Origin of the sequence: Yoonia sp. 2307UL14-13, assembly GCF_037572755.1 — a bacterium.
In the GTDB taxonomy this organism is placed as follows: domain Bacteria; phylum Pseudomonadota; class Alphaproteobacteria; order Rhodobacterales; family Rhodobacteraceae; genus Yoonia.
Genome location: NZ_JBBIFZ010000001.1, coordinates 541,811 through 555,913 on the forward strand (window position 1 = coordinate 541,811; position 14,103 = coordinate 555,913).

At 59.9% G+C, this 14,103-nt stretch carries 14 protein-coding genes; 9 read left to right on the forward strand and 5 right to left on the reverse strand.

The genetic code is table 11. The annotated features are described in order from the left end of the window. The first annotated feature begins 4 nt into the window (after positions 1–4). The 8 genes from rseP (at position 5) to lpxB (ending at position 7,858) form a co-directional block, all read left to right on the forward strand. Positions 5–1,333, forward strand: coding sequence for an RIP metalloprotease RseP (gene rseP / locus V8J85_RS02805; protein ID WP_339952007.1), 1,329 nt, complete (start codon positions 5–7; stop codon positions 1,331–1,333). Positions 1,334–1,411: 78 nt separating this feature from the next. Continuing rightward, positions 1,412–1,537 carry a hypothetical protein gene (locus tag V8J85_RS02810; protein ID WP_339952009.1) on the forward strand — a complete coding sequence of 42 codons (126 nt, stop codon included), beginning with the start codon at positions 1,412–1,414 and terminating at the stop codon, positions 1,535–1,537. A 124-nt stretch (positions 1,538–1,661) separates the two neighbouring features. Next, the gene (bamA, locus tag V8J85_RS02815) at positions 1,662–3,965 is read left to right on the forward strand and encodes an outer membrane protein assembly factor BamA (RefSeq protein WP_339952011.1); all 2,304 of its coding nucleotides are present in this window, start codon (positions 1,662–1,664) and stop codon (positions 3,963–3,965) included. Then, positions 3,965–4,486: an OmpH family outer membrane protein gene (locus V8J85_RS02820; protein WP_339952013.1), complete on the forward strand. Its 522-nt coding sequence runs from the start codon at positions 3,965–3,967 to the stop codon at positions 4,484–4,486. Before bamA ends, V8J85_RS02820 begins: the two co-directional genes overlap by 1 nt. A gap of 78 nt (positions 4,487–4,564) precedes the next feature. Beyond that, the gene (gene fabZ / locus V8J85_RS02825; protein ID WP_339952015.1) at positions 4,565–5,026 is read left to right on the forward strand and encodes a 3-hydroxyacyl-ACP dehydratase FabZ; all 462 of its coding nucleotides are present in this window, start codon (positions 4,565–4,567) and stop codon (positions 5,024–5,026) included. Further along, on the forward strand, positions 5,026–5,808 hold the full coding sequence (gene lpxA / locus V8J85_RS02830) for an acyl-ACP--UDP-N-acetylglucosamine O-acyltransferase (RefSeq protein ID WP_339952017.1): 783 nt from the start codon (positions 5,026–5,028) through the stop codon (positions 5,806–5,808). Before fabZ ends, lpxA begins: the two co-directional genes overlap by 1 nt. Next, complete coding sequence (locus tag V8J85_RS02835; RefSeq protein ID WP_339952019.1) at positions 5,808–6,710, forward strand: LpxI family protein; 903 nt, start codon at positions 5,808–5,810, stop codon at positions 6,708–6,710. Before lpxA ends, V8J85_RS02835 begins: the two co-directional genes overlap by 1 nt. Further along, positions 6,707–7,858 (forward strand): lipid-A-disaccharide synthase, encoded by a 1,152-nt coding sequence (gene lpxB, locus V8J85_RS02840; protein WP_339952021.1) that lies wholly within the window; start codon positions 6,707–6,709, stop codon positions 7,856–7,858. Before V8J85_RS02835 ends, lpxB begins: the two co-directional genes overlap by 4 nt. Here the strand turns inward: lpxB and V8J85_RS02845 are convergent. The 3 genes from V8J85_RS02845 to V8J85_RS02855 form a co-directional block, all read right to left on the reverse strand. Next, entirely contained in the window at positions 7,784–8,704 is a 921-nt protein-coding gene (locus V8J85_RS02845; RefSeq protein ID WP_339952023.1) for a DMT family transporter, read from the reverse strand. The genes lpxB and V8J85_RS02845 overlap by 75 nt on opposite strands. A 108-nt stretch (positions 8,705–8,812) precedes the next feature. After that, positions 8,813–9,907, reverse strand: coding sequence for an OmpP1/FadL family transporter (locus V8J85_RS02850; RefSeq protein WP_339952025.1), 1,095 nt, complete (start codon positions 9,905–9,907; stop codon positions 8,813–8,815). A 156-nt stretch (positions 9,908–10,063) separates the two neighbouring features. Continuing rightward, positions 10,064–10,936, reverse strand: coding sequence for a DMT family transporter (locus V8J85_RS02855; RefSeq protein WP_339952027.1), 873 nt, complete (start codon positions 10,934–10,936; stop codon positions 10,064–10,066). 65 nt (positions 10,937–11,001) lie between these two features. Here V8J85_RS02855 and V8J85_RS02860 point away from each other — a divergent pair, with 65 nt between their 5' ends. Next, on the forward strand, positions 11,002–11,616 hold the full coding sequence (locus V8J85_RS02860) for a hypothetical protein (RefSeq protein ID WP_339952029.1): 615 nt from the start codon (positions 11,002–11,004) through the stop codon (positions 11,614–11,616). Between the two features lie 10 nt (positions 11,617–11,626). Here V8J85_RS02860 and V8J85_RS02865 read toward each other — a convergent pair whose 3' ends face one another. Then, a complete protein-coding gene (locus V8J85_RS02865; RefSeq protein WP_339952031.1) occupies positions 11,627–12,385 on the reverse strand; it encodes an FkbM family methyltransferase in 759 nt (252 codons plus the stop codon). 46 nt (positions 12,386–12,431) lie between these two features. Then, entirely contained in the window at positions 12,432–13,991 is a 1,560-nt protein-coding gene (gene guaA / locus V8J85_RS02870; RefSeq protein ID WP_339952033.1) for a glutamine-hydrolyzing GMP synthase, read from the reverse strand. Positions 13,992–14,103: the final 112 nt, after the last annotated feature.

A 14,103-nucleotide genomic window follows, 5' to 3' on the forward strand; every position in this document is an offset into this window, starting at 1 on the left:
AAGCGTGGATTTGACGCAGTTCGTGCCGATGTTCGGCAACCTTGCCTTTACACTTGTGGCCTTTGTCGTGGCCCTGTCGGTGATCGTGGCGATCCATGAATACGGTCACTACATCGTCGGGCGCTGGTCGGGCATTCATGCGGATGTGTTTTCGATCGGGTTCGGGCCGGTGATCTATAGCCGGACGGACAAACGCGGCACGGTGTGGCAGATCGCGGCGTTTCCCCTTGGTGGCTATGTAAAGTTCATGGGCGACAGCAACGCGGCGAGTGTCGGATCAACGGATGTGGACCCGGTGGATGCCCGCAAGACCATGCTGGGTGCGCCATTGTGGGCACGGACCGCGACGGTGGCGGCGGGCCCGATTTTCAACTTTATCCTCGCGATCCTGATCTTTGGCGGATCGATCATGTATGACGGGCGAGTCGTGGACCCGATCACCTTTGGCGATATACGTGATTTGCCGCCCGACTATGCCACGGAATTGCAGGACGGCGACGTGCTGGTGTCGGTCGGTGGTGTTCCGTTTTCCGAAGATGGTGCGCGGGTCGATGTCGTGGGTCGTGCACCGTTGGCGCCGCGTCTGGACTATACCATCCTGCGTGATGGGCAGGAGATGGTGGTCGAAGGGCCGTTTCCGATGCCTGCGGCGGTGTTGGGTGTGACCCCGCGATCAGCTGCGGATGATGCGGGTGTACGGGTGGGCGACGTGATCACCGCCATCGACGGCGAGACCGTGTTCGCCTTTCCGCAGGTGCAGGACATCGTGGCGGCGGCGGACGGGCGTGATCTGAACGTGACGCTTTGGCGGGATGGTGAAACGCGCGAGGTGACGCTTGCACCCCGTCGTATGGATTTGCCGACAGCCGACGGGTTCGAGACCCGCTGGCTGCTGGGCGTTCGCGGCGGGTATTTCTTTTCCCAGCAGACCGAGGCGATTGGCCTGTGGGAGGCTGTGCAGATCGGGGCCAATCAGCTTTGGGCGACGCTGACGACATCTTTGTCGGCGCTCAAGCACATTGTTCAGGGGCAGATTTCGACCTGCAACCTGTCGGGGCCGGTGGGCATTGCCGAAACAAGCGGGTCTATGGCCCGGCAGGGGACGATCGATTTCATCTTTTTCATCGGGGCGCTGTCTGCCGCCGTGGGTCTGGTAAACCTTTTCCCGATCCCGGTGCTGGATGGCGGGCATCTGATGTTTTACGCCTATGAGGCGGTGACCCGCCGCAAGCCGAGTGATCAGGTGATCCGCGTGTTCATGTTCGTGGGGCTGGGTCTGATCCTGTCGCTGATGTCCTTCACGATTCTGAACGATACATTGCTTTGTCCGTAAATGCCGGGCCGATTGCCACGGTTTTGCCGCAATCCGAGCCTATCCTAAAGTTAGGTGTTGACACTGAGAGGTGCGCAAATGGAAACGCTCACAGCTGGATATCGCGGATTTCGGACCCTTGTGCGGTTGAACATCGACTGGTTGCGCTTTGCCGTGATTTTGATGATCGCACTGAATAGTGCCGCCTACGTGATGTTGGGCTAGGCCCGAATCTCCGCACCAGATCGGGTACAAAGCGCGCTTTCGGGCGCGTTTGTTTTTTTGACAATGTCCTGCTGACGGGCTACTCCGGTAAAAAATCATTCTGGCAGCACGGGCGGTAACAATAATGGGACATGTGGTGGGGCGCGTCTGGGCGCGGGGTCTGACAGTGGTGCGGCGGTTGGGCGTTGTCCTGGTCATCGCGGCCATGGGTGGCGCGGCCATCGCGCAAAGTTTCTCATTCAGCGCCGTCAACATCGAAGGCAACCAGCGTGTCGCCGATGGTACGATCCTGACATTTGCGGGGATCGCGGCGGGGCAGGGCCTGTCGGCAGCGGAATTGAACGATGCTGCGCAGCGCATCCGCGATTCTGGCCTGTTCGAGAGTGTCGAGGTCACGCCGGTCGGGCGCACGTTGCGGATCAATGTCGTCGAGTTTCCCACCATCAACCGTATCAATATCGAAGGCAATGCGAGCATCCGTGACGCGCAGTTGCTCGAGATTGTCCGGTCGGAACCACGCCGGGTCTATAATCCGGCACAGGCTGAGCAGGATACCGCCGCCATCACGCAGGCCTATGCGCAACAAGGCCGCATCAATGCGGTGGTGACGCCGCGTATCATCCGTTTGCCCGACAATCGCGTCGATCTGGTGTTCGAAGTCGTCGAGTCGGGTGTCACCGAGATCGAGCGGCTGAGTTTTATCGGCAATCGGACCTATTCCGAGCGTCGTTTGCGCCGCGTGCTGGATACGAAACAGGCAGGTTTGCTGCGCACGATCATCGCGCGCGACACGTATTCGCCCGAACGGATTGCGCGCGACCGTGAGCTGTTGACCGATTTCTACCGTTCGCGTGGTTACGCCGATTTCGTGGTGCAGAACGTGGACGTGGGCCTGACCCGCGAACGTGACGCCTATTTGGTGACGTTCAATCTGCGCGAGGGGCAAAAGTTCAGCTTTGGCAATGTGACCGTTCGCAGTGAGATTCCGGGCGTGAATGCCGCCGATTACCAGCGTGTCGTGCGTGTCCGCCGCGGCGCGACCTACTCGCCGGTGCCGCTTGAAACGGACATTTCCCGGATGGAACGTGTGGCAGAGCGACAGGGAGTCAACTTTCTGCAGGTCGAGCCACGCATCACCCGCAATGATCGCGCGCTCGAGCTGAATGTCGAATATGTGCTGCGGCAGGGGCCGCGGGTTTTCGTCGAACGGATCGATATCGAGGGGAACGGGACGACGCTGGATCGCGTGATCCGCAACCAGTTCCGCGTGGTCGAAGGTGACCCGTTCAATCCGCGCGAAATCCGCGAAAGCGCACGGCGTATTCGCGCCCTTGGCTTTTTCCAGAATGCGGCTGTGAATGCACGTGAGGGATCGTCGAGCAGTCAGGTCATCATCGATGTCGATGTGGAAGAGGGTCCGACGGGAACGCTGTCATTCGGTGCGAACTATAATTCGGACCAGGGGGCGGGCCTGGTGGCGTCCTATCGCCAGTCGAACTTTCAGGGGCGGGGTCAGCGGCTGAGTTTCGAGCTTTCGACGGCCCGTAGCAATCGCCGTTTAGGGTTCAGCTTCGCCGAGCCGAACTTTCTCGGTCGTGATCTGCGCTTTGGTATCGATCTGTCCTATCGGATCACCGACAACGAAAACGCCCGCAATGACACCGAGACATTGCGCATCAGCCCCAGCCTGCGTTTTCCGGTCAGCGAAAATGGACGGCTGACGTTGTTCACCGCTTACGAATTCACCGATCTGTCCGACGTGTCGGACAGCGCCAGCGTGATCATCCAGAACGAGGCGGATGAGGGACGGGTCGCCAATACGTCCGTCGGCTATCGCTACAGCTTTGACACACGCCGCACAGGGCTTAATCCAAATGCCGGTGTGCTGCTGCGCTTTGGTCAGGAATTCGGTTTTGGCGATACGCAATATATCAAGACGACTGCGCTTGCAGGGGCCGAGACCAAGATCTTTAACGAAGAGGTCACCCTGCGTGCAACCCTGGAAGGGGGCCATCTTGAGTTTCAGGAAGGTTCTGGTCGTGTGACCGACCGCTTCTTTCTTGGCAGTCGCGTGATGCGCGGGTTCGAGGCCGGTGGCATCGGCCCACGGGACGATGCCACTGATGATGCGTTGGGTGGCAACCGCTTTGCGGTTCTGCGGCTCGAGGCGGAGTTCCCGCTGGGTCTACCGACGGAATACGGGATTTCGGGTGGTGCGTTCGTTGATTACGGATCGGTCTGGCAGGTGGGTGAGACGTTCGGGCAGGATGTGCTGTTTGATGAGTTCACTCCACGTGCGGTCGCTGGCGTGTCGATCTTTTGGGATACGCCGGTGGGCCCGCTCCGCTTTAACTTTACCGAGGCGCTGGAAGCCGAAGATCGCGACAAGCCACGTAACTTCGACGTGACGATTTCGTCCAGCTTCTGATGCGCATCTGGACGGCGATCCTGATTTGGCTGGCTGCGGCCGTTGCCGCGCCCGCACAGGAGACGCCTCCGCAGGTGTTGATCATCGATAGTGACCGCCTTTATGCGGAAACGCTGTATGGCAGGCGGCTCGAGGCCGAACTCGCCGCCGAAATTTCGGCAGTGCAGGACGAAAACGACCGTATCGCCGAGACGCTGCGGGAAGAGGAGCTGAACCTGACCGACCGCCGCCCCGACATGGACCCCGAGGCGTTTCGGGAAGAGGCACGCGCCTTTGACGAAAAGGTGCAAGAGGTGCGCACGTCACGCGACGCCAAGGCAGTGGAATTGCAGGCGAAACGCGCCGCTGCCCGCGCCCGGTTCGAAGAACAGGTGCAGGGGATCGTGGCCAACGTCATGCTGGAACGCGGCGCGGTGATGGTCATGGAACAGCGCAATGTCGTCCTGTCGGTGCGGACGGTGAACATCACCGATGACGTCATCGTGCGGGTGGACGCGCAGTTGGGTGATGGCAGCCAATAGCTTGCCCGATCCGGGCGGCCTTGCTAGTCAGAGGGTAAGCGGCGACAGAACCGCAACAAAAACAAGGAGCTGCCGCCGATGAGTGACCCGGTCACCGAAGCTGACATTCAGCTGATCCAAAAGATTTTGCCACATCGTTATCCGTTTCTGCTGGTCGACAAGGTCCATTCGATCGACGGGACGCAATCTGCGATCGGCATCAAGAACGTCACGATGAACGAACCGCATTTTCAGGGACACTTTCCCGGCAATCCGATCATGCCCGGTGTCACGATTGTCGAGGCGATGGCGCAGACGACTGCCGTGATGGTGGGCGCTTCGCTGGGCCTGACCGAAGGCAACCTGCTGGTCTATTTCATGGCGATCGATGGCTGCAAGTTCCGTCGCAAGGTGGTGCCGGGTGATGTGCTGGAGATGCATGTCAAGACGACACGCGGCAAACCGGGTGGCAAGGTTTGGCGGTTCAAGGGGGTCGCCAAGGTCGAAGGTGAGATGGCAGCAGAGGCCGAATTTACCGCCATGATGGATCTGCAGGGTTGATGGCCGATATCCACCCTTCATCCGTGATCGCGGATGGCGCCGTGATCGGGGCCGGGTGCACGATCGGTCCTTTCTGTGTCGTTGGCCCCGACGTCATGCTGGGTGAGCGGGTGCACCTGAAAAGCCATGTGGTGATCGATGGTGATACCCACGTGGGTGAAGACACGGTGATTTTTCCCTTCGCTGTGATCGGTGAAATCCCACAGGACAAGAAATTTGACGGTGAAAAGACCCGGCTGCGGATCGGTGCCCGCAACCGCATCCGCGAGCATGTGACGATGAATACCGGCACGGCGGGCGGCGGTGGCGAAACCCGTGTTGGAAATGACGGATTGTTTATGGCCGGTTGTCATATCGCCCATGATGCGCAGATTGGTGACCGGGTGATTATTGTGAACTCTTCCGCCATTGCGGGCCATTGCGTGATTGAAGATGACGTCATTGTTGGCGGTCTTTGCGGCGTGCATCAGTTTGTGCGCATCGGGCGCGGTGCCATTATCGGCGCTGTGACAATGGTGACGAACGATGTCGTCCCGCATGGTCTGGTGCAGGGGCCGCGGGGGGTGCTGGACGGGCTGAATCTGGTCGGACTTAAGCGCAAGGGCGTGGCCCGGTCGGACATCACGGCGCTGCGCGCTGCGTTTCAGATGCTCAAGGACGGGGAGGGCACGTTTCAGGATCGCGCCCGCCGGTTGGCGGATGAGACCGACAGCGATTACGTGCAGCAGATGGTCGATTTCATTCTGGGTGATACAGACCGCAATTTCCTGACGCCCGGTTGATGCTGGCCCTGATCGCGGGAACGGGGGATTTGCCGCCTGCCTTGCTGGCGCGGCTGGACGCGCGCCCTTTGGTCTGTGCGCTGGATGGATTTGCGCCAGCAGTGACGCCGGATGTCACGTTTCGGCTGGAACATCTGGGTACGTTTCTTGCCGATTTGCGCGACAGGGGTGTAGACCGGATTTGCATGGCCGGTGCGGTGCGGCGGCCGGAGATTGATCCTGCTGCGATCGATGCGGCTACGTTGCCGTTGATCCCAAAGGTGCAGGCGGCGATGGCGCAGGGGGATGACGTCGCGCTGCGTGCGATCATAACGCTGTTGGAGGAGGCGGGGTTCACGATTGTCGCCGCGCATGAGATCGCGCCCGATCTGCTGCCGAAGGCGGGCGTGCCGACCAAAGTAAGGCCCGAAGACTGGCACCGTGCCGATGCTGCCGAGGGCGAAGCCTGCGTAGCGGCCATGGGTGCTGCTGATACCGGGCAGGCTTGCATCGTCCGAGTTGGTCAGGTTCAGGCGCAAGAGGATCAGACAGGGACAGATGCGATGTTGGCGCGGTTTTGTGAACCGCTGGATCGGCGCGGGATGGCAGATGACCCGCTGACATATCTTTCTGATCTGGGCGCTGATCTTGTGGAACAGGTGCGCGATTGGATATCGGGCGCGGATGACACGCCGATTACTGCGGATGATGGTATTTTGTTCAAAGCGCCGAAACCGGGGCAGGATAGGCGTGCGGATTTGCCCATCATCGGGCCCGGAACGGCCATGGCGGCGGCAGAGGCCGGTCTGGCCGGGGTCGTGATCGAGGCGGGTGGGGTGATGGTGTTGGATCTTGCCGGGGTCGTGCAGATTTTGGACGGGCAGGGCATGTTCCTGTGGATCCGCGAACGGGGCGCGGTGTGAAGGTCTTTGTCATCGCGGGCGAACCTTCGGGTGACAAGCTGGGCAGTGCCTTGATGGCGGGGCTGAAACAGCTGCGTCCGAATGTGACCTTTGACGGTGTTGGTGGCCCGCTGATGCAAGCCGAGGGACTGGTCAGTCGCTTCCCGATGGATGAGCTGAGCGTCATGGGCCTCGCTGAGATATTGCCGAAGTACCGGGCGCTGAAGGCCCGTATCCGCCAGATGGCGGAGGCGGTTCTGGAGACCAAACCAGACCTGCTGATCACCATCGACAGCCCCGATTTCTGCCTGCGCGTGGCGCGCATGGTAAAGGCTGCCAGTGATATCCGCACCGTTCATTATGTGGCCCCGACGGTTTGGGCCTGGCGTCCGGGGCGGGCGGCGAAGATGGCGCAGCATATCGATCATGTGCTCGCGCTGTTCCCGTTCGAGCCGCCGTATATGGAAGCGGCGGGAATGGATTGCGACTTTGTCGGGCATCCAGTCGTGGCTGAACCGGTGGCGAGCGATGCAGAGGCGGCGGCATTGGGTGAGGGGACCGTGATCCTTGTCTTGCCGGGCAGTCGAAAGGGGGAGGTGTCGCGCCTGATCGATCGGTTTGGCAACGCGGTAGGGCGCATCGCGGCACGGACGCCGGATGCCCGTTTCGTCATCCCAACCACAGGGGCAGTGCATGATCTGGTGCAGGCGCGGACCGCGGATTGGTCGGTGCGTGTTACGGTGCTGCCACCCGGCTCGGATGAGAAGGCTGTATGGTTCAAGCGGGCGGATGTGGCGCTTGCGGCATCGGGGACCGTATCGCTCGAACTGGCGGCGAATGCGACGCCGATGGTGATCGCCTATGATATGGCGTGGCTGAGTCGCATCATCATCGCGCGCATGCTGTTGGTGGATACGGTGACGTTGGTCAATCTGGTCAGCGAAACCCGTGCGGTGCCGGAGTTTATAGGCAAGGATTGCCAGCCCGGGCCGATCGCCGACGCGGTGCTGGATGTGCTGGCCGATCCGGGGGCGCAAGCGACCGCGATGGCGACGACGATGGACCGTCTGGGCCATGGCGGCCCGCCGCCCGGTTTACGCGCGGCGCAGGCGGTGCTGGACCGTTTTGAGCAGGCGACCGTCGAGGATGACCAGGCCGAGGGCAAGTAGGCCGAAGCCGATGAAGGCGCGGGTGGGAAGGGCCTCACCCAGAACCACAGCGCCGAGCACGATGGCAATGGGTGCGATCAGAAGTGTGCACAGCATCAGATTGCCGCTGCCCGCCATGGCGAGAACACGGTAGTAGAGCAGATAGGCGAGCGCGGTAGCGATGATCGCGTAATAGGCGATGGCGGCCCACGTGCGCGGTGCCAGATCGAGGCCGATCGGCCCCTCCACAATCCATGCGGCGGGCAGTGTGATCAGGCTCGCCCCGGTCAGCATGCCTGCGGCGGCGACTTGCGGGGTGAGCTCGGACAGCATCTTGCGCGCCCAGACGCCCGCCAGCGCATAGCTGATCGTGCCGCCGATGATGGCGAGTTGGCCAAGGGATCGGATGTCGAACTGCGTCAGCGCCGACAGGCCGATGGCGGTTGCGACGCCGATAAAGCCGAGGGTGACCCCGATGGCTTTGCGTGGCGTCAGCCGTTCATCGGCGAAGAAGATCGCGGCGGCGATCACGCCGAAAATGGCGGTCGATGCGTTCAGGATGGAGGTGAGGCCGGTTTCGATATGCAGCTGACCCCAGGCCATCAGGCTGAACGGGATGACATTGTTGAGAAGGCCCATGAACAGGAACGCGGCCCAGATGCCTGGGTTGCGGGGCAGGGGCAGGCGGCGGATCGCGACATAGGCCCAGAGGATCAGCATCGCCCAGCCCGTGCGGTGGGCCACTGCCGTCAGCGGCCCGATTTCATCGAGTGCGATGCGGATCGACAGAAAAGACGCGCCCCAGATGAGGGCAAGGCCGAACAGTTCCGCCCATGCGCGGGAAGAGAGCGTCTTTTGCGTTGTCATGCGGGCAGATGAGCCCTTTGTCTGTTGGGGTGCAACCCGGATCATGCGCAGAAACGAAAAAGCCCCGCCAAGGGAGGCGGGGCTTTCTCTTGGGAATGTGTGGGTGGATTAGTAGTTATAGGCCACTTGGAAGCCGACGCCGATAGCGGAGTTGTCTTCGAAGTCTGCCACATTTGTTTCTGCATCGCCGATGGAAACATAGCTCACCCCACCGGACAATTCGACGCCGTTGGCCAGCGCATATGACCCACCAAGACCAACACTAAGGTTGCCGTCGGTAGGTGCGAGATTACTTGCTTCGCCGTCTGTTTCTCTCTCGTACCCGACTGATACAAATCCCGAGAAAGTGTCGGTGAAACGGCGACCGATACCAATGTTGTATGTCAAGGTATCATCTTCGAAGGACACCAGAGGATTGAGAGGATAGCCGGGGCTGTCGATGTCGCCAGCCGACCACTCGACCCAACGCAATGATCCGAACAATAGCGTGTCGGCTGCGATGCCAGACTGGAATTCAAGGTTCACGCTTTGTGGCAACGTATATTCCGTTTCGCCTTCTTGCTCTGGGCCAAGTGGGCCCGGAGGTGGTGCACCTACAGCAAACTGCGTATCGTGAGAAAATTCAGTTTCAGATGTATATGTCAATGCGACCCGAAGCGCGATATCTGGCACTTCGTAAGCCGCGCCAACAACAAATGCTGCCTGCGTATCGCGGTCATAGCTTGCTTCGTAGCCGAATGCGCCAGCGACATTGACAACAGCATCAGCATCAATCGAAATGACACGAACACCGCCATGAACGCTCAGCTTATCGCTGAATTTGTATCGACCAAGCGCAGTTACGCTCTGGCTCCGAAATTCTGCATCGGAACCTTCCAAAGGATAGCCTGCATCATTGTCATCATAGTTGACGTTGGCACCGAAGGGTTGTTCGAGAATGATCGCATAAGACAATCGTTCGTTGATATCGTCCTTGAAGGCGAGCCCGAACTGAAAGTAGTCCTCTGCAACATTGCCGCTATCCAACGGAGCAGCGCGAAGTTCGCCACTTACCGACGGCATAACGGTGCTAAAGCTCAATTCCGCGTAGGTTCCATCTTCAAATAGTGGTGCAATGCTTTGCCCAGACCGATCCAGCCCGCCCGCATGTGCCAAACCTGTGCTCAGCAGCAATGCTGCGCCTGCCGTCAATGTATGTTTCATGTCCTCATCCCTATCATGAAATCCTTTGTGAAGCGGACCTTAGAGACGCGCTGACTGCAGCGTCAATTAATGACGCCACGTCACAGAATGTCGCAGGTCCTAACGTTACAAAAATGCACTATGCGGCCGGGATGCGCAACTTTTGAGAAAGTGTTTTTACCGGGGTGTTGCCTGCCCGCGCGTGATGTTCAGGTAATTTGCCCCAAAGATCAGGGCTGCCCCGACGAAGACCAGCGCGTCCAATGGTTCGTTATAAAATAACGCTCCGACGATGGCGATTGCGGGCAATCGGACAAAGTCGATGGGCATCACGATGCTGGCCGGGGCGATCTGCAGGGCGGTAGTCAGGCAGAAATGGGCAAGCAGACCGGCGCAGCTGATCAGGACAACCCAAGGCAGTGCGCCCAGCGATGGGATGGCGATATCGCCGTCGTAGCCCGCGCTGATCAGGCCGAACCCGGCCTGCATGATTGTCAGGTAGAACAGGATCGTCGTGACGCTTTCGGTCCGCGTCAGTTTGCGGGTGAAGATGGCCGTCAGGGCGAAGAAGATGGCGCAACCGGCGGCGGACAGGATGCCGGGGCTGAGATTCGCGGCATCCGGGCGTGCGACGATCAGGATGCCGATGAACCCGATTGCCGCGCTGATCAGGCCGATCATGGTCAGCCGTTCCTGCAGGATCAGGGGCGACAGCAGGATCACCCAGATTGGCGTAGTAAACTCGAGCGCGAAAACCTGGGCAAGCGGGATCGTCGCGATGGCGTAGAACCACAGGTTCTGGCCGGTGAAGTGGCAGATGTTGCGGATGCCGTGCAGGGGCAGCTTTGTCGTCCCGACCTGCCCGATCGTGCCCGCCATCGTTGCGATACCGACCACGATGAAGATGCCGATGATACTGCGGAAGAGCATTATCTCGAACGTGTCGAGTTCCAGGCTGACGGCCCGCCCCGCGACCGCCATGGCGGTGAAGGATCCAATGGCGCCGATCATCCACAGCGCGGCTTTGAGAGTGTCGGAGGGGGGAGTCATGTGCCGGAATAGTGCCGTGTTCGAGGGGCTTTGCAAGCGCAATTATCTGTGCGTTTATGATGGTGATGATACGGTTTTTGTTGATGTGGTTTTTGATGGCGGGCGTGGCTGTGGCCAGCCCGGCGCAGGATGTGTCGGATACCGCCCGCGCGGCATTTGACCGGTTGCCTCCGTTGCGCATTGTTGACCGCATCGCGGGCCGCTGCGGGGCAGATGACGTGCCCGAGGGCGCGGCCTATTGCACGACGCAGAATGTGATCTTTCTGGAACGTGCGGTCGCGGGTGCACCGCAGGCGCCTTATCTGGTGGCGCATCTTTATGGGCATGCGGTGCAGGTGCGTCATGGGGTGGCGGATTTCGCGCTGGCCCAGATCAGGGCGCGGCGCAGCGAGGAGGACATGTTGCGCGGGTTGGTCGAGCGACAGGTCGATTGCATCGCCGGGTTTCTGATCGCGCGGGCAGGGCTAGCGCCGATGTCTTTGCCGGACCTGTTCGCGGGAGAGCCCTTTACCGGCAGCCATTGGGGCCGTGACCCGCTGCGGATCGGGCCGCAGGTCAGCATCGGCATGACCGCAAGCGAAGAATGGTTTCAGATCGGGCAGCGTGGGGACTTGGCGGCCTGTGGCCCAGGAGAGTTTACGGCGGATTTGTTACTTGCCGCCATGAAGGTGAGGGAATGATACCTGCCGATCACAGGTCGGCTTTGACGTACCAATCATCGTAGCGCGATATTGCATGAAAGGCGCGTCGATACCCGGACGATTCCAGTAATTGCCGGATATCTTCCCGCGATTTGGTATAGTTGTGTTCGCAGGTAATCACCGAGATGTCGTAGGCATCGAAATCGAAATGCCGCAATATGTCGAATTCCGACCCCTCCGTATCGATCGAGAGATAGTCGATTTGCCGGGGCGCGTCGTATTTTCGCAAAAGGTCCATCAAGGAAATGGTCGTGACATCATAGGTGATTGGCTTGGCACGGGCGCGTCGATGTTCATCGCTTTGCCGAAAGCTGGCCAATGTCGACAGGTAGGGGTCCTTTGTTTCGCTGAATTTCAGGGTTTTTCCCGTTTCAGACCACACACAATCGGTTTCGATGTGTGCCGATCTGTTTTTTCGTAGATCATCATGCCAGACGCGGGCGGGTTCTGCCAGAATGCCGGTCCAGCCATAGTCCTTTTCGAGGACGTAGGAATTACTGGACCCAATCCCATCGGTCGCACCGAAATCCACAAAGTATCCACCCGTTTTGAAACGGGTAATGATCAGGGCGAAGATATCCTGTCGGTATTGGGCATAACTTCGCACGCCCTGCTTTTCCGCGATCGTGTCGAAAAGCAGATCGACCTCTTTTTCGAGCGCAACAATCTTGCCGTGGTTTGGGCCGGCCAAAATACGACGCCAAACGGCGTTGCAATGACGGGCGACCTTGCGAAAACCTTTGCGCAATCCTAGTATCCTGATTTCATCAAGCTGAAAGTAATGTCCATTTGCGTCATTCCCATTCAATCGTCCCCGGCGGTTTTGAGGTGATGTCGTAGGTCACCCGGTTGATCCCCGGCACTCCGTTGATGATCCGCGTGGCGGTTTCGCCCAGAAATTCGTGGCTGAACGGATAGTAATCCGCCGTCATCCCATCAACCGATGTCACCGCCCGCAAGGCGCAGGCATAGTCATAGGTGCGTCCGTCGCCCATCACGCCGACCGTGCGCACGGGCAGGATGGCCACGAAGGCCTGCCAGATGTCATCGTAAAGCCCGTGTTTGCGGATCTGGTCGATATAGACGGCGTCTGCCTTGCGCAGGATATCCAGTTTTTCGCGTGTGATCTCGCCCGGGCAGCGGATGGCGAGGCCGGGGCCGGGAAAGGGGTGGCGCCCGATGAACGACGCAGGCAGGCCAAGTTCGCGGCCAAGCGCGCGCACCTCGTCCTTGAAAAGCTCGCGCAGGGGTTCGACCAGTTTCAGCCCCATTTTCTCGGGCAGACCGCCGACATTGTGGTGGGATTTGATGGTGACCGATGGCCCGCCCGAGAAGCTGACGCTTTCGATCACATCGGGGTAGAGCGTGCCCTGCGCCAAGAATTTCGCCCCTTCGATGCCGTTGGCGTATTTCTGGAAGACGTCGATGAAGAGCTTGCCGATGATCTTGCGCTTGGTCTCGGGGTCGCTGACGCCTTCGAGTTCACCCAGGAACAGGTCCTGTTCTTCTGCATGGATCACGTGCAGGTTCATGTGGTCACGGAACATGCCGACGACCTCTGTGGCTTCGTTCTGGCGGAGAAGGCCGTGGTCGACGAAAACGCAGGTGAGTTGGTCGCCCACGGCTTCGTGGATCAGCGCCGCCGCGACGGACGAATCGACTCCGCCGGAGAGGGCGCAGATGACGTGGGCATCGTCGACCTGTTCGCGGATCGCAGCGATGGCCTGTTCGCGGTAGGCCCCCATCGTCCAGTCACCCGAGAACCCTGCGAGGCGCACGAAATTTTCGTAGAGTTTTGCGCCGTTGGGCGTGTGGTGGACCTCGGGGTGGAATTGGACGGCGTAGAAGTTGCGTGCCACATCTGCGGTGATGGCGTAGGGGGCGTTGGGTGAGGTGCCGTAAACCTCAAAACCTTCAGCGATTTCAGAGACATGATCGCCATGGCTCATCCAGACCTGTTCCTTGTCGGTGGCGAACCAACCTTCGAGCAGCGCCAGCTTGCCTTTGGGTTTGACATAGGCGCGTCCGAATTCCGCTGTGCCCTCACCGCGAACGACCTTGCCACCAAGTTGCACCATCATTGTCTGCTGGCCATAGCAGATGCCCAGGATCGGCACGCCCAGATCGAACACCGATTGCGGGGCGCAGGGAGATCCTTCGCGTGTGACGGAATCAGGGCCGCCCGAAAAGATCACCGCCTTGGGTGCGAAATCCTGCAGGAATGCATCGGTGACGTTCTGATATGGGTGAATCTCGCAGTAAACATTCAGCTCGCGCAGGCGGCGGGCGATCAACTGGGTCACCTGGCTACCGAAATCGATGATCAGCAGGCGTTCGTGGGTATTTTGTTCCATGTCGCCTCTATAGACCGTCGGTGCAGGGGTGCAAGACAGGCGAATGTCGCTTTTGCGCGCCAAGCGGCGTAAACCCGGCAGGGGCGGCGGCGCGGCGCCGTTATCACACCGG

Coding starts and splice junctions, on each gene's coding strand:
- V8J85_RS02810 (WP_339952009.1), top strand. CDS start 1,412: ATGGAAACGCTCACAGCTGGATATCGCGGATTTCGGACCCTTGTGCGG.
- bamA (WP_339952011.1), top strand. CDS start 1,662: ATGGGACATGTGGTGGGGCGCGTCTGGGCGCGGGGTCTGACAGTGGTG.
- V8J85_RS02820 (WP_339952013.1), top strand. CDS start 3,965: ATGCGCATCTGGACGGCGATCCTGATTTGGCTGGCTGCGGCCGTTGCC.
- fabZ (WP_339952015.1), top strand. CDS start 4,565: ATGAGTGACCCGGTCACCGAAGCTGACATTCAGCTGATCCAAAAGATT.
- lpxA (WP_339952017.1), top strand. CDS start 5,026: ATGGCCGATATCCACCCTTCATCCGTGATCGCGGATGGCGCCGTGATC.
- V8J85_RS02835 (WP_339952019.1), top strand. CDS start 5,808: ATGCTGGCCCTGATCGCGGGAACGGGGGATTTGCCGCCTGCCTTGCTG.
- V8J85_RS02845 (WP_339952023.1), bottom strand. CDS start 8,704: ATGACAACGCAAAAGACGCTCTCTTCCCGCGCATGGGCGGAACTGTTC.
- V8J85_RS02850 (WP_339952025.1), bottom strand. CDS start 9,907: ATGAAACATACATTGACGGCAGGCGCAGCATTGCTGCTGAGCACAGGT.
- V8J85_RS02855 (WP_339952027.1), bottom strand. CDS start 10,936: ATGACTCCCCCCTCCGACACTCTCAAAGCCGCGCTGTGGATGATCGGC.
- V8J85_RS02860 (WP_339952029.1), top strand. CDS start 11,002: ATGATACGGTTTTTGTTGATGTGGTTTTTGATGGCGGGCGTGGCTGTG.
- guaA (WP_339952033.1), bottom strand. CDS start 13,991: ATGGAACAAAATACCCACGAACGCCTGCTGATCATCGATTTCGGTAGC.